At 29.1% G+C, this 24,321-nt stretch carries 23 protein-coding genes and 1 tRNA gene; 13 read left to right on the forward strand and 11 right to left on the reverse strand.

Annotated elements, in window-relative coordinates; translation table 11 throughout:
* Positions 1-58: 58 nt before the first annotated feature.
* Positions 59-370 (forward strand): rhodanese-like domain-containing protein, encoded by a 312-nt coding sequence (locus Q0714_RS12295; RefSeq protein WP_298265475.1) that lies wholly within the window; start codon positions 59-61, stop codon positions 368-370.
* A gap of 52 nt (positions 371-422) precedes the next feature.
* Here Q0714_RS12295 and Q0714_RS12300 read toward each other — a convergent pair whose 3' ends face one another.
* The 7 genes from Q0714_RS12300 to alaS form a co-directional block, all read right to left on the reverse strand.
* A complete protein-coding gene (locus Q0714_RS12300) occupies positions 423-1,073 on the reverse strand; it encodes a response regulator transcription factor (protein WP_298265477.1) in 651 nt (216 codons plus the stop codon).
* 52 nt (positions 1,074-1,125) lie between these two features.
* Positions 1,126-3,072: a tetratricopeptide repeat-containing sensor histidine kinase gene (locus Q0714_RS12305; RefSeq protein ID WP_298265479.1), complete on the reverse strand. Its 1,947-nt coding sequence runs from the start codon at positions 3,070-3,072 to the stop codon at positions 1,126-1,128.
* Positions 3,073-3,258: 186 nt separating this feature from the next.
* Positions 3,259-5,064 carry a tetratricopeptide repeat-containing sensor histidine kinase gene (locus tag Q0714_RS12310; RefSeq protein WP_298265481.1) on the reverse strand — a complete coding sequence of 602 codons (1,806 nt, stop codon included), beginning with the start codon at positions 5,062-5,064 and terminating at the stop codon, positions 3,259-3,261.
* Positions 5,065-5,337: 273 nt separating this feature from the next.
* The gene (locus Q0714_RS12315; RefSeq protein ID WP_298265483.1) at positions 5,338-7,254 is read right to left on the reverse strand and encodes a PQQ-binding-like beta-propeller repeat protein; all 1,917 of its coding nucleotides are present in this window, start codon (positions 7,252-7,254) and stop codon (positions 5,338-5,340) included.
* 199 nt (positions 7,255-7,453) lie between these two features.
* A complete protein-coding gene (locus Q0714_RS12320; protein ID WP_298265485.1) occupies positions 7,454-7,942 on the reverse strand; it encodes a hypothetical protein in 489 nt (162 codons plus the stop codon).
* 76 nt (positions 7,943-8,018) lie between these two features.
* Positions 8,019-8,966: a GSCFA domain-containing protein gene (locus tag Q0714_RS12325; RefSeq protein ID WP_298265487.1), complete on the reverse strand. Its 948-nt coding sequence runs from the start codon at positions 8,964-8,966 to the stop codon at positions 8,019-8,021.
* Between the two features lie 22 nt (positions 8,967-8,988).
* A complete protein-coding gene (gene alaS, locus Q0714_RS12330) occupies positions 8,989-11,601 on the reverse strand; it encodes an alanine--tRNA ligase (protein ID WP_298265489.1) in 2,613 nt (870 codons plus the stop codon).
* Positions 11,602-11,797: 196 nt separating this feature from the next.
* On the opposite strand from alaS, the gene Q0714_RS12335 reads away from it, so the two are divergent.
* From Q0714_RS12335 to Q0714_RS12370, 8 genes are all read left to right on the forward strand, one after another.
* The gene (locus Q0714_RS12335) at positions 11,798-12,769 is read left to right on the forward strand and encodes a M23 family metallopeptidase (protein ID WP_298265491.1); all 972 of its coding nucleotides are present in this window, start codon (positions 11,798-11,800) and stop codon (positions 12,767-12,769) included.
* A complete protein-coding gene (locus Q0714_RS12340; RefSeq protein ID WP_298265493.1) occupies positions 12,769-13,101 on the forward strand; it encodes a MerR family transcriptional regulator in 333 nt (110 codons plus the stop codon). Before Q0714_RS12335 ends, Q0714_RS12340 begins: the two co-directional genes overlap by 1 nt.
* A gap of 76 nt (positions 13,102-13,177) precedes the next feature.
* Entirely contained in the window at positions 13,178-13,786 is a 609-nt protein-coding gene (locus Q0714_RS12345; RefSeq protein ID WP_298265495.1) for a LemA family protein, read from the forward strand.
* Positions 13,786-14,223: a TPM domain-containing protein gene (locus Q0714_RS12350; protein ID WP_298265496.1), complete on the forward strand. Its 438-nt coding sequence runs from the start codon at positions 13,786-13,788 to the stop codon at positions 14,221-14,223. The genes Q0714_RS12345 and Q0714_RS12350 overlap by 1 nt, the downstream gene beginning before the upstream one ends.
* On the forward strand, positions 14,224-15,039 hold the full coding sequence (locus tag Q0714_RS12355) for a YgcG family protein (protein ID WP_298265497.1): 816 nt from the start codon (positions 14,224-14,226) through the stop codon (positions 15,037-15,039).
* Positions 15,040-15,055: 16 nt separating this feature from the next.
* Positions 15,056-16,021 carry an MBL fold metallo-hydrolase gene (locus Q0714_RS12360; RefSeq protein WP_298265499.1) on the forward strand — a complete coding sequence of 322 codons (966 nt, stop codon included), beginning with the start codon at positions 15,056-15,058 and terminating at the stop codon, positions 16,019-16,021.
* Positions 16,022-16,069: 48 nt separating this feature from the next.
* Positions 16,070-16,600: a hypothetical protein gene (locus Q0714_RS12365; RefSeq protein ID WP_298265500.1), complete on the forward strand. Its 531-nt coding sequence runs from the start codon at positions 16,070-16,072 to the stop codon at positions 16,598-16,600.
* Between the two features lie 71 nt (positions 16,601-16,671).
* On the forward strand, positions 16,672-17,133 hold the full coding sequence (locus Q0714_RS12370; protein WP_298265501.1) for a DUF1569 domain-containing protein: 462 nt from the start codon (positions 16,672-16,674) through the stop codon (positions 17,131-17,133).
* Between the two features lie 9 nt (positions 17,134-17,142).
* On the opposite strand, the gene cydB is transcribed toward Q0714_RS12370, so the two are convergent.
* The 3 genes from cydB to der form a co-directional block, all read right to left on the reverse strand.
* Positions 17,143-18,219: a cytochrome d ubiquinol oxidase subunit II gene (cydB, locus tag Q0714_RS12375; protein ID WP_298265503.1), complete on the reverse strand. Its 1,077-nt coding sequence runs from the start codon at positions 18,217-18,219 to the stop codon at positions 17,143-17,145.
* 2 nt (positions 18,220-18,221) lie between these two features.
* A complete protein-coding gene (locus tag Q0714_RS12380; protein ID WP_298265505.1) occupies positions 18,222-19,556 on the reverse strand; it encodes a cytochrome ubiquinol oxidase subunit I in 1,335 nt (444 codons plus the stop codon).
* An 86-nt stretch (positions 19,557-19,642) separates the two neighbouring features.
* The gene (gene der / locus Q0714_RS12385; protein WP_298265507.1) at positions 19,643-20,944 is read right to left on the reverse strand and encodes a ribosome biogenesis GTPase Der; all 1,302 of its coding nucleotides are present in this window, start codon (positions 20,942-20,944) and stop codon (positions 19,643-19,645) included.
* A gap of 120 nt (positions 20,945-21,064) precedes the next feature.
* On the opposite strand from der, the gene Q0714_RS12390 reads away from it, so the two are divergent.
* On the forward strand, positions 21,065-21,568 hold the full coding sequence (locus Q0714_RS12390) for a GTP-binding protein (protein WP_298265509.1): 504 nt from the start codon (positions 21,065-21,067) through the stop codon (positions 21,566-21,568).
* A gap of 3 nt (positions 21,569-21,571) precedes the next feature.
* On the opposite strand, the gene era is transcribed toward Q0714_RS12390, so the two are convergent.
* Positions 21,572-22,453 carry a GTPase Era gene (gene era, locus Q0714_RS12395; protein ID WP_298265511.1) on the reverse strand — a complete coding sequence of 294 codons (882 nt, stop codon included), beginning with the start codon at positions 22,451-22,453 and terminating at the stop codon, positions 21,572-21,574.
* A 97-nt stretch (positions 22,454-22,550) separates the two neighbouring features.
* Between era and Q0714_RS12400 the strand changes: the two genes are divergently transcribed.
* The 3 genes from Q0714_RS12400 to Q0714_RS12410 form a co-directional block, all read left to right on the forward strand.
* Positions 22,551-22,623, forward strand: a tRNA-Met gene (locus Q0714_RS12400).
* 161 nt (positions 22,624-22,784) lie between these two features.
* On the forward strand, positions 22,785-23,672 hold the full coding sequence (locus tag Q0714_RS12405; RefSeq protein WP_298265513.1) for a site-specific integrase: 888 nt from the start codon (positions 22,785-22,787) through the stop codon (positions 23,670-23,672).
* 125 nt (positions 23,673-23,797) lie between these two features.
* Positions 23,798-24,321: PKD domain-containing protein (locus Q0714_RS12410; protein ID WP_298265515.1), on the forward strand; the 524-nt coding region annotated here is incomplete at its 3' end.

Consider the following 24,321-nt stretch of genomic DNA (forward strand, 5'->3'; position numbering starts at 1 on the left):
GGTTACTGTTAATCATATTTAATGACTTATATTTGCGCAAAATTAAAAATATAAAAGAATGAGTTTTTTCGGATTATTTGGAGGTGGAACAAGCGGAGCTTCCATTGAAGAATATTTAAAAGATGGAGCAGTAGTTATAGATGTAAGAACAATTGATGAATTTAAAAGTGGACATGTTACAGGTTCTAAAAATATGGTTTTAAATTCTATTCCTGCTAAAGTTGAAGAAATTAAAGCCTTAAATAAAAAAGTGATTGCTGTATGTAGAAGTGGAGCTAGAAGCGGACAAGCAACATCATTTTTAAAACAACAAGGGGTGGATATAATAAATGGAGGTCCTTGGCAAAATGTAGCTAAATTTGTAAATTAATAAAGTATAAATAAGTTATTATAAAGAGTGGAGTTTTCCACTCTTTTTTGGTTTAGATCAACTTGTGTTTTTGAGCCATTAAAACAGCTTCCATTTTATTATGTACTTGTAATTTTTTGTAAATATTTTCAATATGTTTTCTAACAGTTGAAGGAGATATAATCAAATTATCAGCAATTTCATTATAATTCAATCCTTTACTTAAATGTTCTAAAATTTCAACTTCTCTATTGGTAAGTTTAATTTCTTCATTTATTTTAATAGAATGAATACGTTTAGGGTTTCTTAATAAATTAAGGGTTTTTAAAGCTATATTAGGGGTCATAGGTGCTCCGCCATTTACAACTTCCAAAATACATTTATGTAAATTTTCAGGATCAATTTCTTTTAATAAATATCCATTAGCCCCTGCTTTTATAGCCTTAAAAATATTTTCATCATCATCAAAAACAGTAAGCATAATAATTTTTATATGCGGGTATTTTGTTTTTATAATTTCAGTAGCGGTAATACCATCCATTTCTGGCATTTGAATATCCATTAAAATAACATCAATATTATGATTTACTTCTAACTTTCCAATCAATTCAGCACCATTATTTCCTTTAAATTTAAAATTTAAATCTTTAAAAAAAGATAATTTTTCTATAATAGCTTTTGCTAAAAAGCTATTATCTTCTGCAATGGCTATTTTTAATTTCATTTTTAATGAGTTTTTTTGAATTATTAAATTTAAAAAATTGAAATTCTAAAAGCTATAAGGCATTTGTCTTATTTTTAAAACATGAAATTTTAATTAAGGTTCCTTTAGCTGGTGTAGAACTTATAATGATTTCTCCGCCAATTTCTTTAATTCTATGTTGCATATTTTCCAATCCATTTCCTAGTTCGGTTGTGTTTATATCAAAACCTTTACCATTGTCAGCTATTTCAAATTCAATATGTTCACTATTTTCAGAGATACATATGTTTATTTCAGTTGCTTCTGAATATTTAATTGCGTTGTTTAAGGTTTCTTGAAAGACTCTAAAAATATTGATTCCTTTAATTGAAGAGAATACAATATTGCTACTTTGTATATTTGATGTAAAATGAAACTGAATAGTTGTTGCAACTGTTTTTACTTTTTCAATAAATGCTAATAGGCGAGATTGCAAATCTTGGTAAGAAATTTCGTTTTTGTTCATTGCCCAAATGGTATCTCTTAATTGTCCAATAGTTGCCGATGCAAATTGGTTAATTTCGGCTAATTTGTTTTTAAGTTTTACATTAGTAGCATCGGTTAAAAATTTTAGGTTATCGATAGATGAAATTATAAAAGTGAGCTGAGACCCAATATTATCGTGTAAATCACGAGAAATGCGTAAACGCTGGTCTTGTAATTTACTATATGTTTGTGCTTCTTTTAGTTGAAGTTGATTTAAATATTCTCTTTTTTTATGCTGTTGTCTTTTGTATAATCCGAATGAAATAATTGAAAAAACCAACAATCCGGATCCTAACAATAAAGCATATAAATTTTTGTTTTTAATTTCTAATTCACTTTTGAGTATTTGTTCTTTTTGTTGCGAAATTTCTTTTTCACGTTGTGCAGTATCATATTTTTCTTGAATTTCTGCAATTTCTTTTGTTACTCTTGAATTAAACATAGAGTCTTGCATAACAGAATACAATTTTTGATAATGAATTACGCTATCGCTATTATTTTTATGTGCAAATAAATATAGTAGCGATTTGTATGAATTCATTTTTAATTCATTGGCATTTGTTTTATTAGCCAAATATAAAGCTTCTCTAAATTTAAGTTCAGCATTATTAATTTTGCCAGTTTGTAAATATAAATCGCCCATATTTAAAGCTACACTTGAAATGCCATAGCTATCATTTAATTTTTTGCGTAATTTTAACGATTTATCAAACATTTTAAGTGCTTCACCATATTTGTTTTGATCTTTTAAAACACCTCCATAATTGTTATAAAGTGCAGAAAGTTCTTGTTCATAATTGTTTTTTTCACTAACTTCAATTCCTTTTTTATAGTACGTTAAACTTTGTAGAGTATCTTTTAAATACAAATATGAATTTCCAATATTTGTGTAGGAGTAAACTAAACCATATTCATCATTAATTCTTGTTCTTATTTCTGCAACTTCAAGATGTTCTGTTAATGCTTTTTCATATTGTTTTAAGTTAAAATAAATGTTGGCAATATTGTTTTTTATAAGAGCAACGTATTGTATGTTTTTTAATTTTTCAAAAATTTCAAGTGCTTTTGTATTAAAATAAATTGCAGAATCCATTTTAAAAATTCTTTGATATGAAATTCCCATTTTATTATACAAGCTTCCAACACCAGAAGAGTCTTTGTTTTTAATTCGAATTAATAACGCTTTTTTATAAAATGAAATGGATGTATCAAAATTTGAAAGTTTATAATGAATAATACCAAAATCATTATAAGCCTGAGCTTCGCCATTTAAATTTTTTGTTTTTTTTGATAAATCAAGTGCTGCGTTGCCAAAATAAAAAGCAGAATCTGTTGAAATACCACTATAATACCAAGATAAATCTCCTAATACTTTTACTTTTGTTGAATCTGAAATTGGAGTTTTTAAAAGTAATTTTAAGCTATCAATTACATTATTTTGAGCAGAAGTTGATAAAAATACTATTGAAAATAAGGTAGCTAGTTTTAGTTTCATATGAAATTTTTAAGCAATATACAAAAAAGGATGCTTGTTTTTATGTATGTTTAATATTTAATAAAAACACTTGTTTTATAAAAATTATGTAGTATTATATGTAATAATTGGTATTATATTTCGTAAATAATTTAAAAATGTATTAAAATCATAATTTGAAAAATGCTTAAATCAATGTGAGTTTGACTAATTTTTAGGACATACAATTTTAATTGAGGTTCCTTTGTTGATTTCAGAATTTATTAAAATTTCACCCTCAATTTCAAGAATTCTTCGTTCCATATTTTCCAAACCATTACCAAGTTCAGTGGTGTTTTTGTCAAAGCCTTTACCATTATCATTTATCAAAAAAGTAATGGAGTTTTTATTTTCTGAAATGTGTATATTAATTTCAGTTGCTTCGGCATATTTTATAGTGTTGTTAATAGCTTCTTGAAAAACTCTAAAAATATTCATTCCTTTAATTGATGAAAAAATGATTTTGCTTGTAATCTTGTTTTCAATATTAAAATGAATATTTTCTGAAACCAATTTTGCTTTTTCAATAAGCGCCAAAGTTCTGCTGTAAAAATCTTCAAAAGTAATCTCATTTTTATTCATAGCCCATATAGTATCTCTCAATTGTCCTATAGTAGTATTTGCAAATTGGCTAATTTCTAGTAATTTACTTTTAAGTTTAATATTGGTGGTATCGGTTAAAAATTTTAGGTTATCTATAGATGAAATTATAAAAGTAAGCTGAGACCCAATATTATCATGTAAATCACGAGAAATTTGTAGTCTTTGATCTTGTAATTTGCTATATGTTTGCGCTTCTTTAAGTTGAAGTTGATTTAAATATTCTCTTTTTTTATGTTGTTGACGTTTGTATAAACCTAAAGAAACCAACGAAAATATTAAAACACCAGAGCTTAACAGTAATGCATATAAATTTTTGTTTTTTATTTCTAATTCACTTTTTAATAGTTGTTCTTTTTGTTGAGCTATTTCTTTTTCTTTTTTTTCGGTTTCAAATTCTATTTGTAATTCTGCAACTCTTGTATTGGTTTGTATATTTGTAGCACTATCTTTTAAGGCTTGAAAAATTTTGTTATAGTTAAAAGCATTTTTATAATCATTTAATTCTAAATAGCATTGCGTAATTATTTCTGCACAGTATTTTTCTAAGTGTTGGTAGTTATACTTTTTAGCTAAATCACCACTTGTTTTATAATTTTGGATGGCTTTTTCGTATTTCTTTTCAGCAAAATTAATGTCTCCAATATGTGTATAACTAACGGCTATACCATAGTTGTCATTCAGTTTTTTTCTAATAGTTAAAGAGCTGTCAATATATTTTTTTGCAATATCAAATTTTTTGAGTTGAGTAAAGGTATCAGCAAGGTTAGCATAGCCATAACCCAAACCAACATTATCTTTGAATTGTTTTTTTAAAACCAATGATTTTTGATGGAAATACAATGCGCTATCAGCATTTTTATTTAATAAATGTAGTGTGCCATAATTATCATAAATAGGGTCTATTAAAGTTTGATCTTTTGTAGATTCAATTAATTTAATACTCATTCTCATATAGTAAAAAGCTTTATCCATATCATTTCTTTTTATGGAATACCCTAGTTGACCATATGCAACACCAGCTTTTAATGTTTCACCTAAATTTTCATAAATTTTAATTGCTTTTAAAACGTATTCTATCTTTTGTTCACTTTGATCTTTGTAGGCACTTATTTGACTTAATTTGAAATAGATTTCAGCTAATGAAAGACTATCTGTTAATTCAATAGCCAATTCTTTGCCATAATTAATGATTTTTTCAGATTTAGAAATATTGCCAACAAATTGATCATAAGGAATATGAACAATTGCTTGTAATTTCTTTTCTTTAGAAACATTTTTTATGGATATTTCAAGGCTATCAATGTATTGACCGTTTTGAGAAATAGCACAAATGCCAATCATTAAAAAAACATAGAGCAATTTTAATTTCATATTTTAATGTTATTACAATGCAATTTAATTGTAGAAAAATAATAATAATTTAATGAATTAAAAAATAAGTGCAGTAATAGCTTTTTTTGTTATTTTGAGTTTAAAATAAATGTTTAAAATACTTTAAATTAGGAGGATTAGAAAGTAAACCAACTGATTGTTTTAGGAAAAGATAATTGAAAAAAAGGTATAAACTTATAAGATTAAAGTAAAAAAGTAGAATTGAAAAACCGCCTCAGCAATTGTAGGTTGTTGAAACGGTTTTAAAAATAATTATTTTAAATTGTAGGCATTAATGGTGTTGTTACTTGCTTTGTAATATAAAAAACCTCCATATTCATCCACTTTATACTCGGGTTTTTTATCTTTTAATATAATTTCTTTAGCAATTTCCCCAGTTTCTTTATCAACTTTAACTAAACCAACACCTTCTTCTAATTTAGTTAAAATAAATTGAGAATTTTCAGTTGCAGCTGTTGCTTTAAAACGTTGAGACATTAAAGCAAATGACGCTGCTCCAATAGCTGCAAACATATCAGAAGCTCTTTTTGCTTCTTTACCATAATCGTTGTAACTACTTAAATCGTTTGAATTTCCAAAGGCAGATCTGTTAGCACCGGCTCTTGCAGCTGTAGTTACGGCAAGTGCTGTTGAAGCTACAGCAACAACCCCCGAAAGAGCTTTCATAAAACCGCTTTTCCCTGGAGATTTAAAATACTTGTGATATATTTCATCACCATTGTTCCCAAGTAACATCATATTTTGTGATGAACTTAAAAATATATTGTTATTTTTTATTTCTAAAGTATTAGCCATTTCTTTTTCGTCAAAATTTGTTTTGGCTAATTCCAAAACATCGCCAGAGTCTGCATCTATAGCAAAAATAGTTTGGTTAGCTGCAATTAAATACCTGTTTTTAGAGTTGTCAAATGTTGAAGCTACTGAGGCTGAATTTTTATATTTTAAAGGTTTTTTCCAAACTTGATCACCCGTTTTTAAATTTACAATATTTGCATCTTCACTTGTAATATAAATTAAACCCTGAGGTGTTTGTGCCATTATTAAAATGTTTTCACCAGTTTTTAATGGTTTTTTAAATAAAGCTTTTCCATCAAAAGAAATTTTATTAATTCCACCTTGTTGTATGCCAAATAAAATTCCATCCTCTTGAACATAAAAATGTTGTACGTACCCTTTTGTTTTTGGTGCTTTTTCCCAGATATCTTCACCTGAAGAAGCACTTAAAAATGCTATTTCAGATTCGTTTTTTGTAGCGAGTATGCTTGAACTTCCTCCATCATTTTTGTCACTAACAACTGCCAATCCATTAGGTGTAATCTCAAAATTAGAAACAATGCCTTTTACTTTTCTATCATCTTTCCAAAGTTCTTCACCATTTTTCCCTATTTTATGAATTCTGGTATTTTTACTATTTGTGGTAGTTTCAAAGCCATAGATTTCTGTTTCTGTAGCATCAGCTACCATCCAGTTTATTTTTTTTATTTTATTTTCCCAAAGGTCTTCTCCAGTATGCGATTTTGCTAATAATCCTTGAGCAGTTGGGACAATAATAAAATCTTTTAGTAAAAGTGGGGTTCCTGTTACACTAAAGTCTTTTGCAATACCAACTCTACCAGGTTTGTCTAAAAAGAAACTAAAATCTAATTTTCTTGAACTTAAATCATACACAGCGACTTTAGGAGTCATTTTTTCAAACTTATCTCCTTTTTTTTGAATACCACTAATTATTAATTTGTTTTGAGGTAAAATAACATTACAAGTATAAATTTGATTCCAATTGTCATTTTCAGAATTAAAAATAACATCTCCTTGTACATAATCAATAACTGCTCGTTTTGTTTTTGTGAGTCCAGCAAATTTAGAATCAGCTCCTTGTGAAACTACAATGTATGGGGAGTTTGGAATATATTCGGTTTCTTCTGGTTTTAATTTTCCAAAAGTGTTAAATGAAAAAACAGGCTCTTTTTGTGTTGGCTTTATTCCAACTAAACCCTCGTTAGTTGCTACAACTAAAACCCCTCCAATTGTTAGTGTCATTTCATTAATATTTGCACCTAAATCATAAATTGTATTTGGGTTTTCTAATTTTTGAGCGGTAACAATTGATGTAACACTAAAGAGCAAGGTAATTATCAAATTGTTTTTTAAATTAAAATATCCTGATTTCATAAATTATAATTTTGTTAATTTTTTTGTTCGGTATGGTACCAAAAGTCAAATAAATAGCGACTTAAATCAATACGGCATATGACGTATTTTACCTAAATTGAAGCTATATTATACTTAATATTGAAAGAAACTATTGGTTTTAATTTAATTGAAGTTTGATGTAGTTTCTAGATACTACATTAATTTTTTGTCTAGGTTTTTATTTTAAAAACTTGAGGTTTGGGTCTTTTTGTAAAACTAAGTCTAACGCTAAATTATATGATTGTAAAGTTTTTATTAAAGTAGCCTCAGTAAACCCTTTTTCAATCCATAAATAGGCTATATAATTTATGGAATTATTAGCTTCTTTATAATACGCTTTTACCAAGGCAACTTCAGTGTTAATTTTGTTGATAAAATCCAAAATTTCAACTTTGTTTAAATTGGGTTTTAAAGCATAATTTCCACTTAATGCAATATATCTTTTTTGACTATCTAGGTCAATAAAAGTTTTGTATTTGTCTTTAACTGTAACATAAGAACTTTTGACTTCCAATACTTCAATATATGCGTTTTTAAAAATTTCGGCAAGTTTTTCAACGGTAAGTGTTGAGCTATCTACATAGTTTTGAGAAAAAGAAATAGTTGAAAGAAATAATCCAATAAAAACTAGTTTTAATTTTTTTGATGTAATGTTTAATGTTTTCATAGTGCAGATTTTGAATTGACGATTCAAAAATCAAAATAAATAAAAGCGAAAACAATACGTCAAATGTCGTATTTTATTAAAAAGTTAAATGCGAAAATCTGGTTTGAAGTGTTTTTTTCTTTTCAGTAAGTGTTTTTAAAAATTGTTGATGTTGCTTAGAGTTAGGGTTAAAAGGTTTGTGAGCTAATCCTTTTTGAATTGTCTCAACTTCTTTCATAATTGGAAAAGATTCTTGGTGAATCCAAGTGGTAGTAAATTGTTCCCAAATATATTGTATTGCCAATTTATTTGGGTGAATCATATCTTCTTTATAAAACCTATAATCGCGTAGGTCATCCACCATTATTTCATATGAAGGAAAGTAGTTTATGTTTTTTCGTGGCTCAATTAATTGATGAATGGTAGCTAATAAATGCGCTTTACTTTTAGAATTTTCAACAAAACCATCTTTTAAATGACGAACTGGACTTATGGTAAAGATGATATTAATTTTTGGGTTTATATTTTTAACAAGTGTAATAATGTTTTCAAGACTTGCGATGATACTTTTAACAGAAAGTATTTCTTTTAAAAATTTCTTTTGAGGAATTTTATGGCAATTCCCAACAATTAAATCTGTTTCAATAAACCGGTACACCCAAGAGGTTCCTAAAGTAATAATTAAATGCGAGGCCTCATTTAAGTTTTTATGAGTTTGTTTTACAGCAGTGTTTAAGTTGGCTAATAAAGTATTTTTATCAACATTGCTTAAATTGGAATGAGCTTCAAAACAATGCCATCTTTCATTCAAATAAAAAATATCTTTTTCGGTAAATTTTGTTTGATTGATAGCTTTTGTAATTAAATTTTCAATAGCAATTGGGTTAAATAAAATTCCGAAAGGATTTTTATAAGTGTTAAACTTAAAATAAGTTAGTTTTTCACTAATATTTTCTGAAAAACAAGAACCAATTAATACCAATTTTGAGTTATAATCTATTTGATTATGAGCTTGATTTAGTACTATTTTGGTTCTAAATTTCATTGCATGTTTTGCTAAAACAACATTATAAAATAAATTTTTCAGCTTCTTTTAAAGCGTTTTCAATTCCAGCAGGATTTTTACCACCAGCAGTAGCATAAAATGGTTGTCCACCACCACCACCTTGAATTAGCTTACCTAGCTCTCTCACCACTAATCCTGCATTTAGCTGTTTTTCTTCCACTAAGTTTTTTGAGATAAAACAAGTTAAAAATGCTTTCCCATCTTTTTCAGTACCAACCACTAAAAATAAATTATCAGTGGCATTTCCTAAATCAAAAGCTAAATCTTTAACATTGTTTTGGTCTAAATCTAATTTTTTTGCTAAAAAGTTTATGCCATTTATAGGTTTAACTTCTTGAATTAAATCACTTTTTAAATTTTTAGCTTTGTCTTTTAACAAAGTTTCAATTTGTTTTTTTAGAACTGTATTTTCTTCCTGTAAATCTAAAATAGCTTTAAGTGGATTTTTAGGATTTTTTAAAATATCTTTTATTTCGAAAAAAGCTCTATTATTTTCAAAATAAAAATCTTTTGTAGCGTCACTTGTAATTGCTTCTATACGTCTAACACCTGCTGCAATTGCACTTTCTGAAGTGATTTTAAAATGCCAGATATCACTAGTGTTTTGTACATGTGTTCCCCCACAAAGTTCTACTGATTGTCCAAATTGAATAGCACGAACTGTATCTCCATATTTTTCTCCAAATAAGGCCATTGCTCCTTTTTCTTTGGCGGTTTCCATAGGAATGTTTCTAAATTCTTTTAATGGAATTTTACTATCAATTCTTGCATTTACAAAATCTTCAACATCGCGTAATTCATCAACGGTTAGCTTTGCGAAATGAGAAAAGTCAAAGCGTAAGTTTTTTGAATGTACAGCTGATCCTTTTTGCTCTACATGTTCTCCTAAAACTTCTCTAAGGGCCTGATGTAATAAATGGGTTGCAGAATGGTTACAAGCTGTTCTAAATCGTTGTTTTTCATCAACAGCAACTTTTAGTATTTGAGAAGTGTCTTTAGGTAAACTTTTAGCAAAATGAATGATTAGGTTGTTCTCTTTTTTAGTATCAACAATATAAATTACGTTACCATTGCTAACTTCAATATATCCTTTGTCTCCAACTTGTCCTCCACCTTCTGGATAAAAAGGAGTCATATTAAATACCAATTGGTATAAATTACCTTCTTTTTTTGAAGAAACTTTACGATAACGAGTTATTTTTACTTTAGCTTCTAAAGTATCATACCCTATAAACTCCTCTTCAGGGTCATCATCCAAAATAACCCAATCATCTGTCTCAACAACTGCTGCCGCTCTAGATCTACTTTTTTGTTTTTCTAATTCAGTTGAGAACTCTTCTTCATTTAAAGTCATTCCTTTTTCAGAAAGAATAAGCGCTGTTAAATCAATTGGAAAGCCGTAAGTGTCAAATAATTCAAAGACTTTTTTTCCAGAAACCTCTTTTCCATGGGTATTTTTTATAATACCATCTAATAGTACTAACCCTTGATCTAAAGTTCTTAAAAAAGAATTTTCTTCTTCTTTTATAACGTTTGTAATTAGCTGTTTTTGAGCCTTAAGTTCAGAGAAATTTTCTCCCATTTGTTTGCTTAAGGTAGTTACTAATTTATAAATAAAAGGTTCTTTGGTATTTAAAAAAGTAAATCCATAACGAATAGCTCTTCTTAAAATTCGTCTAATAACATAACCTGCCCCGGTGTTAGAAGGTAATTGTCCGTCGGCTATGGCAAAAGCCACAGCTCTTACGTGATCAGCAATTACTCTAATTGCAATATCAATCTTTTCATTTGTACCATATTCATTGTCTGTGATTGTTTCAATTTCTCTAATTAGAGGGGTAAATACATCGGTATCGTAATTAGATTGTTTGTTTTGAAGCACCATGCATAAACGCTCAAACCCCATTCCTGTATCTACATGTTGAGCAGGTAGTTTTTCTAGAGAACCATCAGCTTTACGGTTAAATTCCATAAATACTAGATTCCAAATTTCTACTACTTGAGGGTGATCTTGGTTTACTAAACTTTTTCCAGCTACTTTTGCTTTTTCTTCAGCAGATCTAATATCTACATGAATTTCAGAACATGGGCCACAAGGTCCTTGTGATCCCATTTCCCAAAAATTATCTTTTTTATTTCCGTTAATAATCCGATCTTCATCAATGTATTGTTTCCAAAAATCAAAAGCTTCTTGGTCGTAAGCTAAATTATCATCTTCTGCACCTTCAAAAACAGTTACATACAAACAGTCTTTGTCAATTTTATAAACTTCGGTCAATAGCTCCCAAGCCCAAGCAATAGCTTCTTTTTTAAAATAGTCTCCAAAACTCCAATTTCCAAGCATTTCAAACATTGTATGATGGTAGGTGTCTTTGCCAACTTCTTCTAAATCGTTATGTTTTCCTGATACACGTAAACATTTTTGCGTATCGGCAATACGTTTGTCAACCACAGTTTTTTGACCTAAAAAATATTCTTTAAAAGGAACCATCCCAGCATTGGTAAACATTAAAGTTGGGTCGTTTTTAAGCACCATTGGTGAAGAAGGTACAATTGTATGTTTTTTTGATGCAAAAAAATCTAAAAATTGCTTACGTATTTGTTGTGATTTCATTTATAAATCCTCTTTTTTATAGAACAACTAACTTATTTTTTAAAAGTTCTTTAAACTAAATTAGTTGTTAATTATATGCTAAAAAATATGCGTTTTACTCCTTTTGTAAAACATTTTGTAATTTTGTTAATTAAGCATCACAATATTAGAAAATAAAATGACGTTTATGGTGCAAAAATAACATAATTTCTAAACAATGGCGAAGGTAAAATATTATTACGATCCTGATACTCTTTCTTATCAAAAGATCAAGGTGCGAAAACGAGAAAAATTCAGAACTTTTATGCTCATGGTTTTAGCAGCTTTTATTTTTATGATATTGGGTTTTGTAGTTTTTACACCTGTATTTGAATCGCCAAAAGAGAAAGAACTAAAAAGAGAGTTGGAATTTGTAAAGTTAAATGAAGAGTTGCATAGTAAAAAAATAGAACAACTTGGAAAAATATTAGCTGAAATACAAGAAAGAGATAACAATATTTATAGATTGTATTTTGAAGTAAATCCAATTCCTGATGAACAAAGAAAGGCGGGTTTTGGAGGGGTAAATAGATATAAGGCACTTGAAGGGTTTAACAATTCTGAAATGATAATTGATGTTACCAAAAACATGGATATTTTATCCAAACAATTATATGTGCAATCAAAATCCTTAGATGAAATTGTAAAACTAGCAGAAGATAAAGAAAAATTATTAGCCGCAATACCAGCGATACAGCCTGTTGAAAATAAAGATTTAACAAGAATGGCATCTGGATATGGTTGGCGTACTGACCCTTTTACAAAAGCGCGAAAAAAACATTGGGGTATGGATTTTACAGCACCACGTGGAACTCCAGTTTATGCAACAGGTGATGGTGTTATTGTTAGAGCAGATCAAGCATCCGCAGGGTATGGAAAACACATTAGAATAGACCATGGTTTTGGCTATGTATCATTATATGCCCATTTAAGTAATTATAATGTTAGAAAAGGACAGAAAGTAAAAAGAGGAGATTTAATAGGCTTTGTAGGTAATACTGGTCGATCTCAAGCTCCGCATTTACATTATGAAATTTTTAAAAATGGAAATAGAATAAATCCAATTAATTTTTACTACGGTAATTTATCTCCTGAAGAGTTTGAAGCGATGCAAAAAGCTGCTCAAATTGAAGGACAATCTCTTGATTAATGTTTGTAGATTTACCTGAAAAAAGATATTATAAAATAGGTGAAGTTGCTAAAGCTTTTGACCTTAAAACTTCTCATATACGATTTTGGGAAAAGGAGTTTGACATACTTAAGCCTAAAAAGAATAAAAAAGGAAATCGATTATTTACGCAAGATGATATAAAAAACTTGAAATTGATTTATCACTTGGTTAAAGAAAAAGGGTTTACCTTAGAAGGAGCTAAAAGTAAAATGAAAGAAAACCCAAAAAGCATTAAAAGTAATCATGAAATTATAATTCGTTTAGAAAATATCAAAGCTGAATTGATTAAAATAAAAGAACAAATTTCATAAAAATCAAGTTGATTTGTAACAAGATTGCATTTAAAACAACTAATCAAATATATTAACAATCTAAAAAACTAAACAAATGAAAAAGTGGCTTATACCAGTAATCATAATTGCATTGCTAGCTTTTGGTGGCTATAGTTGGGTAAAAGGATTTTACAATAAAGGAATACAGTTGAATGAAAATGTATCTGAAAGTTGGGGAAATGTACAAACAGCTTATCAACGTAGAGGAGACTTAATAGGAAACTTGGTAAAAACGGTTCAAGGAGCAGCAGATTTTGAAAAAGAAACTTTAACATCTGTAATAGAAGCCAGAGCAAAAGCAACTTCAATGAGTATTGATCCCGCTAATATTACTCCGGAGCAATTAGCACAATTTAATCAAGTTCAAGGTGGTTTAAGTGGCGCTTTAAAAAGTTTATTAGTTACTGTTGAACGTTATCCAGATTTAAAGGCTAATCAAAACTTTTTAAAATTACAAGATGAATTAGCAAGTACTGAAAATCAAATTTTAACGGCTAGAACACGTTTTAACGAAGCAATAAAACCTTTTAATAATCATGTTAAAACATTTCCAAATAATATTTTAGCAGGCTTTTTTGATTTTGAAGGAAAACCTTATTTTGATGCTGAGCCTGGTCTAGAAAAAGCTCCTGATGTAAATTTTGATTTCGGAAAAAAAGAATAATGTCTAAAGTAGAAGATTTTTTAACGCAACAAGAAGAAAAAACAATTATTGAAGCTATTAAAATAGCAGAAAATAATACGTCTGGAGAAATCCGTGTTCATATAGAAAAAGAGACTGACAAATCTCCTATGGAAAGGGCATTGGAGGTTTTTCATTTTTTAAAAATGGATATAACGGAGTTAAGAAATGGGGTGCTAATTTATATTGCTGTAGAAAGTAAAAAATTTGCAATTCTTGGAGATGAAGGAATCAATGCTAAAGTGCCAGAAAATTTTTGGGAAACAGAAAAAGAATTAATATTAAAGCATTTTAAAAAAGGAGAATTTGTAAAAGGATTAGAGCTTGCTATTTTAGAAGCTGGAGCTAAATTAAAAGAATTCTTTCCACACCTTTCAAATGATACAAATGAATTATCAGACGAAATTTCAAAAGGATAAATGGAGATATTAAAAAACATACAAATTAAATTCAATATCTTACTTTTAAGTCTTTTATTTGCTCAAGTTGCGTTTGGTCAGTTTACAATTCCTCAAAAGCCAAAACTTCAAACGAGTGTATATGATTATGCGAATTTATTATCAAATTCTCAAAAAAAAGCCTTAGAAAATAAATTAATTAGGTATTCAGATTCCACATCAACACAAATTGTAATAGCTACTGTTGAAACAATTCAAGGAGAAGATATTGGAATTTTAACACCAAAATGGGCACATAATTGGGGAATTGGTCAAGAAAAAGAAGACAATGGAGTTTTTATTTTATTAGCAAATAAAGAACGAAAAATATGGATTTCTGCTGGCTATGGTGTTGAGCATTTATTAACTGCTGGTATTGGTGGTGAAATTACCAGAAATATTATTATTCCTGAGTTTAAAAAAGGAGATTTTTACACTGGTTTAGACAAAGGTTCTGATGCTATTTTTGAAGTGTTAAAAGGTAGTTACAAAAATAACAAAAGTAGCAAAAGTGAAAGTAAAGGAATACCTGGGTTTGTAATTATTTTTATCATATTTATTATTTTACTAATTGCTTTTTCAAAGAAAAATAAAGGAGGTGGTGGAGGAAGAGGTTTTAGAAGAGATTCAACAGCATCTGATATTTTAGAAGCAATTATTTTAAGCCGAGTAGGTAGAGGTGGTTTTGGTGGTGGAGGATTTGGAAGTGGCTCAAGTGGTGGTTTTGGCAGTGGCGGATTCGGAGGTGGTTTTGGTGGCGGAGGCTTTAGTGGCGGTGGATCTGGTGGTAGTTGGTAATTTTATATAATAAATAATGCTTCGTTTTTTTACTAAAATATTTTTAATATTCGGAATTTCCGTTTTAGTTCTTTCTTGTAAAAATGAACCTTTTAAAATTGCAAAAACTAAAATTGTAAATCCTTATATTTTAGTTTTAGGAAATGCACAGGATGCAGGGTATCCACAAGCGGGTTGTGAGAAAGAATGCTGTAAACGTGTTTATAAAAACCCTGAAAATAGCAGGCTAGTTTCTTCAATTGCGTTAATAGATCCTATTTCAAATGAAAACTGGATTTTTGATGCTACACCAGATTTTCCGAAGCAGCTAAAATTGCTTTCCACCCATTTAAGCAAAGAAACAAACTTACCAAATGGTATTTTTTTAACCCATGCGCATATAGGACATTATACAGGTTTAATGCATTTAGGAAGAGAAGTTATAAATGCCAAAAGGATGCCTGTTTATGCAATGCCAAAAATGAAAAATTACCTAAGTAATAATGGCCCTTGGAGTCAGCTGGTAAACCTAAAAAATATTGAATTAAAAAGTTTGCGCAGGGATTCTACAATTAATTTAAATAAAAGAATTTCGGTAACACCATTACAAGTACCGCATAGAGATGAATATTCTGAAACAGTTGGATTTGTAATTCATTTAAACAATAAAAAAATATTATTTATACCTGATATTGATAAGTGGAATACTTGGGAAGCTGATATTACAAGCTTGGTTAAAGAAGTTGATATTGCATTACTAGATGCTACTTTTTTTAAAGATGGAGAAATAAAAGGAAGACCTATGAGTGAAATACCTCATCCTTTTGTAGAAGAAAGTATGAGTTTGTTCAAAAATTTATCATCTTCAGATAAAAAGAAGATTTATTTTATTCATTTCAATCATACAAACCCTTTGTTAATTGATGGGAGTGAAGCACAACAAAAAGTGATTCAAAATGGGTTTTTAATAGCAAAACAAAATATGGTAATTAACCCCTTTTAAGTCTTTTTTACTTTGTATTTTTAGAATCTAAAAATTAAATGCAAAGTAATGAATTGGTATGTTGATTTAGTAAAAGAATATCCAATTTACAGTGCAATGATTCAGTTTGCACTTTTGGGAACTTTAGGTGATGTTTTTTCTAAATGGATGCAAAGTAAGGTAATTTTCCTTCCTTACAAATGGCATATAATTTTTTTTAAAATGTTAGAGTGGGCTTTTTTAGCCATAACTATAAAATATGCATTTGTAGGTTTTCAAGGGTTTGTAGACAGTTTGATATCACATAATTTAGTGCCAGAACTAGGTGTTTTTGGAAGGGCTTTTACTGTTTCGGTTACTATGAATTTACAATTTGGTTTATTGTTGGTTATTCTTCATCGTTTTTTAGATAATTTAATAGCACAGCAAAACAATTGGAAAAATATTGATAAAGGAATGTTCTCTTTAGTTTGGTTTTGGATTCCAGCACATACAATAACTTTTATGTTAGATAAACCATATCAAATAGGGTTGGCAGCAGTTTGGAGTGTAGTGTTAGGCTTTATTTTAGGGTATTATAATAGAAGAAATAAAGCTTAAATTTAAAAAATAAGTTATTAAGTTTAATTCAACTACTTTTATAAAACTACAAACCTAAAAAAACAAATTTTATGAGTATTGATAAAAGTATTTTAGAAATTGAAAAGTTACTACCTTTTTTAGAAATTGGAAATCATAAAGTTTCTAAAGCTGGTATAGCTTGGCACATAGACCATTCATTAAAAGTAATAAACAGTGTTTGTGATGATTTAAAAAAAGTGAAATCAACAAAAATAAAACCAACACATAGCTTTATAAAGAGTTATGTTTTTTTAACTGGAAATATTCCAAGAGGAAAGGCAAAAGCTCCAAAGCAAGTTGTTTCAACTGATAATATTACAAAAGAAACAGTTGAAGAACAATTAATTTTAGCGAAAAATAATTTAACTGATATGAAAAAACTACCAACAAAAAATTATTTTTCTCATCCATATTTTGGAATGCTATCTTTAAAAATGAGTCTTCGCTTTTTAGAAATTCATACCAATCATCATTTAAAAATTGTAAATGATATTTTAAAAAACAATGACTAAATTTTTATGCTAATGATGATCGTGTTTTTCAGTTAACTTTCCTTTATATACTTTATGAACAAAAGTGAAATAAATCAATACTAAAGTAAAAGCAATTATCCACCAAATTAACCCAACTTTTAAACCATAAGTTTCAGATGATGTGTTGTAGATGGTTAAAGATTCAACAATAGTATTGGTGCTTGGAATAACTACTGGAAATAAACTAGCAACTGAACTGCCAATACCACTTATAATAAATAAAGTTGATGAAGCAAATCCTAACCAATTTTTGGTGCTTTTTCTAAATAGTAACATTCCAATGAAACCGATGAATGTTAATAATGGTAATAAATACATACTCGGATGCTGGGTAAATAGTTCCTTATGAAATGATTTCATTGTTACAAACGCAATTAATGAAATAATGATAAAAACGAATAAAGCAATCCATAGCGGTAAAATTTTATCTTGTAATTTTTTTACAAATTCTCCTTCCGTTTTTAAAATTATCCAGTTGGCTCCATGTATGGTTAGTGTTAATACAGCTACTAAACCAATAGTAATAGTAAACCAATCAATTACCCCTGGTCGTTCTGCAAATGGAGAAAAGCTACCGTCCCATAAAGGTGTAAAAAAAGAATATTTATGTTTAAATTGAGCCATCCCATTTTCCACCCCACCTAGGTTAACACCTCTTATTATGTTTCCAAAGGCAATACCAAAAAATAAAGCCAACAACAAACTTGAAATACCAAAGCCTTTTTGCCAAGGTTTGATCCAAAGTTCATGATTTATTAAATGAGTAAATTCAATTCCTAGGGCTCTAAAAATAAATAACCATAAAATCATAATTAAAGGTAAATAAAACCCACTAAAAGCTGATGCATATAGGGTGGGGAAAGAGGCAAATAATACTCCACCAGCAGCAACAAGCCAAACCTCATTTCCGTCCCAAAACGGACCAATAGCACGCATTACTTGTTTTTTTTCTTTTTCAGTTTTTGCAAAAAACAAATGTATAATACCAGCGCCAAAATCAAAACCATCTAACACTATATACATTACAAACATAAAGCATAAAATAAGATACCAAGTTAATTCCATAATTAGTGTGATTTTAAAGTTGATTTTGGACCAGCATATACAATTTTACCTGCTAATATTAACATGATAAAACCTAAAACTAAATACAAACCTATAAAACCAAGAAGTGTAAATAGGGTATTTCCAGATGATACGTTTTCTGAAACACCATCGGCTGTTTTTAACAATCCGTAAACTAAATAAGGTTGTCTTCCTAATTCAGAAGTATACCAACCAGCAGTGTTGGCAATATATGGAAATGGAATTGAAAATAAGAGTACCCATAAAAACCAGCGCTGTAGTGCTAATTTTTTCTTCCATAAAAACCATAAACCTAGAAGCATAATTCCTATAAAAATAGTTCCTAAACCCACCATTATGTGGTAGGAGTAATACAACCCAGGTATGTTGGTAGGCCACTCTTCTTTTGGAAAATCGTTTAACCCTTTTATTTCAGCATTCCACCTTTGATAGGTAAGAAAGCTAAGTACTTTCGGAACTTCAATTTTATTATCTAAACGTTGCTCTTTCATATTAGGTTGTCCGATTAGTACAATTGGAGCCCCTTCTTCAGAATCAAATAAGCCTTCCATGGCTGCTAAAGTTACAGGTTGTTTTAAAGCAACTTGTTTAGCTAATAAATCTCCAGTTGGAAATGCAACTGATAAAGTAGAAATTACTCCAGTAATAATGGCTGTTTTTAAAAATAAATGAGCGTATTCTGTATGTTTATTATTTAACATATAAAAGGCACCAACACCAGCAATTACAAATGAGGTGGTTATTAATGAAGCCATTTGATTGTGAAAAAATGAAGGTAGTAACCAAGGATTGCTAAATAAATCAGAAAAATTTTTCAATACAAATTTTCCATTGGCTAAAATTTCATGACCAACAGGATTTTGCATCCACGAATGGGTAGCAATAATTAGGTATCCGCTTGCCCAAGAACCAATAAATATTAAAAAAGCAGTTAAAAAGTGTAATTTTTTACCTAAAAGCTTTTCTCCAAACAAAAATAACCCAAGAAAAGAGGATTCTAAAAAGAAGGAGAACATTCCTTCCATTGCCAAAGTTTGTCCAATAATATTTCCCGTACGTTCAGAAAATTGAGCCCAATTAGTTCCAAATTGAAACTCCATAGGAATTCCTGTAACCACCCCCATTCCAAAGTTAATAGCAAATATTTTAGCCCAAAATTTGGCAGCATTATTATATAAGGGTTTGTTGGTTTTTAAATGTAATCCTTTAAAAATTACAATGATTAAAGCCAACCCCATAGTAAGCTGAGGGAATAAATAATGATAAGTTATTGTAAAAGCAAATTGCAATCTACCATATAAAAGGGCGTCATCCATAATTGTAGTATTTAGAATAGGTTAAAAACCATTTCAAATTTACAGATTATTTTATAGAATGAATGTTAATTTAGTAGCCTAAAATTTTATTTTTTTCTAAAATAAATTACAATTGGAACTCCTTTAAAATCAAATATTTCTCGTAGTTTATTTTCAACATAACGCTTGTATGGATCTCTAACATATTGTGGTAAATTACAGAAAAATACAAATTGAGGAGTTGGTGTTGGTAATTGTGTACAAAATTTAATTTTTACAAACTTCCCTTTATAAGCAGGAGGTGGATTTTGTTTTAAAATATCCAACATCGTTTCATTTAATTTACTTGTTGGAATGCGTTTTTTTCTGTTTTCAAAAACTTCTACAGCAGTTTCAATAGCTTTAAATATACGTTGTTTGGTTAAGGCGCTAATAAAAATTATAGGCACATCTGTAAATGGAGCTATTTCTCTTCTAATTTGAGCTTCAAAATCGCGCATAGTATTGGTTTCTTTTTCAACTAAATCCCATTTATTGATTAAAATAACCACTCCTTTTTTGTTTTTTTCAGCTAACCAAAAGATGTTTTCATCTTGTCCTTCAAATCCACGAGTAGCATCAATCACTAAAATAGCAACATCACAAAACTCAATAGATCTAACTGCACGCATTACAGAATAGAATTCTAGATCTTCTTTTACTTTAGATTTTTTTCTAATACCAGCGGTATCAATTAAATTAAAATCAAAACCAAAACGATTGTATTTAGTGTCAATAGAATCGCGTGTAGTACCTGCAATATTGGTAACTATATTTCTGTCTTCGCCAATTAAAGCATTGATAAATGATGATTTTCCTGCATTTGGACGTCCAACAACGGCAAATCTTGGTAATTCATTTTCTTTTTCTGGAGCGTCTTCTAATTTTTCAGCTAGTGCATCCAGTAATTCGCCAGTACCACTTCCATTAATTGACGAAATAGTATAATGGTCGCCTAAGCCAAGGTTGTAAAATTCAACAGCATCAGCTTCACGCATAGCATTATCAACTTTGTTAATTGCCATAAAAATAGGTTTTTTTACTTTGCGTAAAAGGTTGGCAACTTCCGTATCCATGGGTGTAATACCTTCTTCAACATCAACAACAAAAACAATAATATCTGCTTCTTCAATTGCTAATTGAACTTGCTTTCTTATTTCTCCTTCAAAAATATCGTCAGAACCAACGGTATATCCACCAGTATCAATTACTGAAAATTCTTTACCATTCCAGTCACTTTTTCCGTAATGTCTATCACGAGTTACACCACTAACTGAATCAACAATTGCTTCACGTTTTTTAATTAAACGATTAAATAAGGTTGATTTCCCTACATTTGGTCTTCCTACAATGGCTACTATATTACTCATAGAGTTCTTTAATTTTTTGCAAAACTACGCAATTTTATTGATGCATTTTATGTATTACTAATTCAAAATTAGACATTTGTTAAAAAATAGTATATTTCGATACTAAAAAAATCAACTTCAATGAACGAAAAGAAAAACAGCGATATTCATTTACGCCCTAGATTTAAGATGGAATTTAATGAAAATGTTCAAAATTTACTTTCCAAGTTTAAGGATGCTATAAAGGATAAAGATTGTAGGTATTGTTGTAAAGTTGTTGGAAATCATATTGTTATTGATGTTTCTGTTAAAGAGAATCATTTTTGGTCTCCACAATTAAATATTGAAATTGAAGAAGTGGATGAGCATAGGTCAATTGTAAAAGGACTTTTTGGACCTAAGCCTCAGGTTTGGACATTGTTTATGTTTTTTCACTTTGCTGTAGCAGTTGCATTTATTGGATTTTTAATAATGACATACGTAAAGTGGACGCTTAAAGAAGATTATGCTGTTGCTTTATTCATGGTTGTTCTTCTTCCAGCTTTGTGGATTTTGATGTATTTTTTAGGCAGAATAGGTAAAAAAGCAGGACATCAACAAATGGGTGAACTTTATGAGTTTATGATGAGTGTTTTAAAAAAATAGCAATTATTCATTGTATCCAAATCTGCGTAACTGGCGTTTATCATTTCTCCAATTTTTATTCACTTTTACGTACAATTCTAAATGAATTTTTTTATTGAAAAATTTTTCTAAATCTTTTCTAGCTTCTGTCCCAACTCGTTTTAAAGCCGCTCCTTTATGACCAATAATAATTCCTTTTTGAGTTTCACGTTCAACCATGATAACTGAACGGATTCTAATAATTTTATCACTTTCAATAAATTCTTCGGTTTCTACTTCTACAGCGTAAGGGATTTCTTTTTTGTAATGAAGTAGAATTTTTTCACGAATAGCTTCATTGATAAAAAAACGTTCAGGCTTATCAGTTAACTGATCTTTTGGGTAAAATGGAGGAGATTCCGGCAGTAATTCAACAATTCTATTAAAAACACTTTCTACATTAAAGTTTTCAAGTGCTGATATGATAAAAATTTCTGCGTTAGGTACTTTTTTTTTCCAATACAATATTTTTTCTTCAACTTCTTCTTGTGAAGATTTATCAATTTTATTTAATAATAAAAGAACTGGTATTTTAGAATTGGTTATTTTATTAAAAAAGGCTTCGTCTTTAAGTTCTTTTTCACCAATTTCAACCATATAAATTAAAATATCGGCATCTTCAAAAGCTGATTTCACAAAATCCATCATGGAAGATTGTAATTCATAAGCTGGTTTTATAATGCCTGGAGTGTCCGAAAATAAAATTTGAAAATCGTCTCCGTTAACAATTCCTAAAATTCGATGACGAGTAGTTTGTGCTTTTGAGGTAATAATAGAGAGTTTTTCACCAACAAAAGCATTCATTAATGTTGATTTACCCACGTTTGGATTACCAATAATATTTACAAAACCTGCTTTATGCTTCATTTCCAATGTTTAAGGCTGCAAAGGTACTCTTAAATTATTTTAATTGGAAAAAACTTATTGTTTTTTTAAAAAAAGGTTATATCTTTGCAGTCCAAATCGCGGGGTAGAGCAGTAGGTAGCTCGTCGGGCTCATAACCCGAAGGTCGCTGGTTCGAGTCCAGTCCCCGCTACTAAGTAAGCTTCACATAATTGTGAGGCTTTTTTTATGCCTTAATGTCAAGGTTTTAAGTTATGTTACTTTTTAAAATATTTACAATTTCTTTAAAAAAAGGCATACAATTAGGTGTACCAATTTTCTTCTCAGGTGTACCATTTTTAAGAATATATAAATATGGAAATAAGTAAGTTAACTATTTTGTTTATTCTACAAAAAGCTAGATTAAATAAACAGGGGAAATGCCCTATTAGATGTAGAATTACATTTTTGCAAAAACGAAGAGAATTTTCTATAGGATTATTTATAAATCCAAATTTATGGGATAGTAAAAGACAATTAGCTATTCCTAAAGAAGAAAATAAACTTTTGAACACACAATTAAGCCTGATAAAAAATAATCTAAATCAGGCTTTTTTATTGCTTCAAATTAACAAACAAAACTTTGATGTAAATGATATTTTTCTACAGTATAAAGGTGAAAATACTACGGATAATAAAACTTTAATGGAAGTGTTTGAATTACATAATTCACGAATGGAAAAGTTGATTGGGGTTAGTTATGCAAAAAGTACTTACAATAAATTTATTGAAGCTAAGAAACACGTTTTTTCATTTCTAAAGTTTCAGTATAAAAAGCATGATATTTTACTGTCTGATTTAAAATTGAAGTTTATAAATGATTTTGATTTTTATTTGAAATCTGAAAAGAATCAGAAACAAATTACTATTAATAAGAACATTCAAAGGTTACGTAAAATAATTAAACTTGCATTAGCTGAAGAATATTTAGTAACTGACCCATTCATATTATACAAACCAGAAAAGGTTATTACAAACATAGTTTTTTTGTCTGTAGAGGAATTACAAATGCTGGAAGATTATCAGTTTACACAGCTTAGATTACAACAAGTGAAAGATTGGTTTGTATTTTCTTGCTACACTGGTTTAGCCTATAATGAAATAAAAAATCTTAAAAAGCATCATATTGTAAATGGTTTTGATGGTGAGTTATGGATTGAAATGATTAAGGAGAAAACACAAAAAGATATCTGTAATTATTAGTTAAAAAACGAAATGATCTTATTTAAAAAAATAGGATAAATGCCGTATAGATTTTACAAATCTTAAAAATTACTTTTATCTAAAAAAAATTATCCATCATTTTTCTAATTAAAATCATTTTTATTATGAAATCACAACATTTTTTAACCATACTAAAAGGAATCTTTTTTTCTTTTATCCTACTTTTATTTACTGTAGGTTGTTCCAAAGATGACGGGGAACCGCCAACAGCAGAGTTTTCATTTACTCCTACTAATCCTATGGTCAATGAAGAAGTTAGTTTTACTAATAAAAGCCTGCATGCAACTTCATATCAATGGTCTGCTGAGGGCACTAGTTTTAGTTCTACCGATGAAAATCCAAAGTTTACTTTTGATACCGCTGGTGATTATCAAGTAAAATTAGTAGCCACAAATTCTGCAGGAACCCATCAAATTACGAAACAAGTAACTGTAACTGCAGCTCCTATTGCAGGCTTTAGTTTTTCACCTACCACTCCTGAAATAGGACAAGAAGTCAATTTTACGAATGAGAGTCAACATGCAACTTCATATCAATGGTCTGCTGAGGGCACTAGTTTTAGTTCTACCGATGAAAATCCAAAGTTTACTTTTGATACCGCTGGTGATTATCAAGTAAAATTAGTAGC

This window comes from uncultured Lutibacter sp. (genome assembly GCF_947493565.1).
In the GTDB taxonomy this organism is placed as follows: domain Bacteria; phylum Bacteroidota; class Bacteroidia; order Flavobacteriales; family Flavobacteriaceae; genus Lutibacter; species Lutibacter aestuarii.

Coding starts and splice junctions, on each gene's coding strand:
- Q0714_RS12295 (WP_298265475.1), top strand. CDS start 59: ATGAGTTTTTTCGGATTATTTGGAGGTGGAACAAGCGGAGCTTCCATT.
- Q0714_RS12300 (WP_298265477.1), bottom strand. CDS start 1,073: ATGAAATTAAAAATAGCCATTGCAGAAGATAATAGCTTTTTAGCAAAA.
- Q0714_RS12305 (WP_298265479.1), bottom strand. CDS start 3,072: ATGAAACTAAAACTAGCTACCTTATTTTCAATAGTATTTTTATCAACT.
- Q0714_RS12310 (WP_298265481.1), bottom strand. CDS start 5,064: ATGAAATTAAAATTGCTCTATGTTTTTTTAATGATTGGCATTTGTGCT.
- Q0714_RS12315 (WP_298265483.1), bottom strand. CDS start 7,254: ATGAAATCAGGATATTTTAATTTAAAAAACAATTTGATAATTACCTTG.
- Q0714_RS12320 (WP_298265485.1), bottom strand. CDS start 7,942: ATGAAAACATTAAACATTACATCAAAAAAATTAAAACTAGTTTTTATT.
- Q0714_RS12325 (WP_298265487.1), bottom strand. CDS start 8,966: ATGAAATTTAGAACCAAAATAGTACTAAATCAAGCTCATAATCAAATA.
- alaS (WP_298265489.1), bottom strand. CDS start 11,601: ATGAAATCACAACAAATACGTAAGCAATTTTTAGATTTTTTTGCATCA.
- Q0714_RS12335 (WP_298265491.1), top strand. CDS start 11,798: ATGGCGAAGGTAAAATATTATTACGATCCTGATACTCTTTCTTATCAA.
- Q0714_RS12340 (WP_298265493.1), top strand. CDS start 12,769: ATGTTTGTAGATTTACCTGAAAAAAGATATTATAAAATAGGTGAAGTT.
- Q0714_RS12345 (WP_298265495.1), top strand. CDS start 13,178: ATGAAAAAGTGGCTTATACCAGTAATCATAATTGCATTGCTAGCTTTT.
- Q0714_RS12350 (WP_298265496.1), top strand. CDS start 13,786: ATGTCTAAAGTAGAAGATTTTTTAACGCAACAAGAAGAAAAAACAATT.
- Q0714_RS12355 (WP_298265497.1), top strand. CDS start 14,224: ATGGAGATATTAAAAAACATACAAATTAAATTCAATATCTTACTTTTA.
- Q0714_RS12360 (WP_298265499.1), top strand. CDS start 15,056: ATGCTTCGTTTTTTTACTAAAATATTTTTAATATTCGGAATTTCCGTT.
- Q0714_RS12365 (WP_298265500.1), top strand. CDS start 16,070: ATGAATTGGTATGTTGATTTAGTAAAAGAATATCCAATTTACAGTGCA.
- Q0714_RS12370 (WP_298265501.1), top strand. CDS start 16,672: ATGAGTATTGATAAAAGTATTTTAGAAATTGAAAAGTTACTACCTTTT.
- cydB (WP_298265503.1), bottom strand. CDS start 18,219: ATGGAATTAACTTGGTATCTTATTTTATGCTTTATGTTTGTAATGTAT.
- Q0714_RS12380 (WP_298265505.1), bottom strand. CDS start 19,556: ATGGATGACGCCCTTTTATATGGTAGATTGCAATTTGCTTTTACAATA.
- der (WP_298265507.1), bottom strand. CDS start 20,944: ATGAGTAATATAGTAGCCATTGTAGGAAGACCAAATGTAGGGAAATCA.
- Q0714_RS12390 (WP_298265509.1), top strand. CDS start 21,065: ATGAACGAAAAGAAAAACAGCGATATTCATTTACGCCCTAGATTTAAG.
- era (WP_298265511.1), bottom strand. CDS start 22,453: ATGAAGCATAAAGCAGGTTTTGTAAATATTATTGGTAATCCAAACGTG.
- Q0714_RS12405 (WP_298265513.1), top strand. CDS start 22,785: ATGGAAATAAGTAAGTTAACTATTTTGTTTATTCTACAAAAAGCTAGA.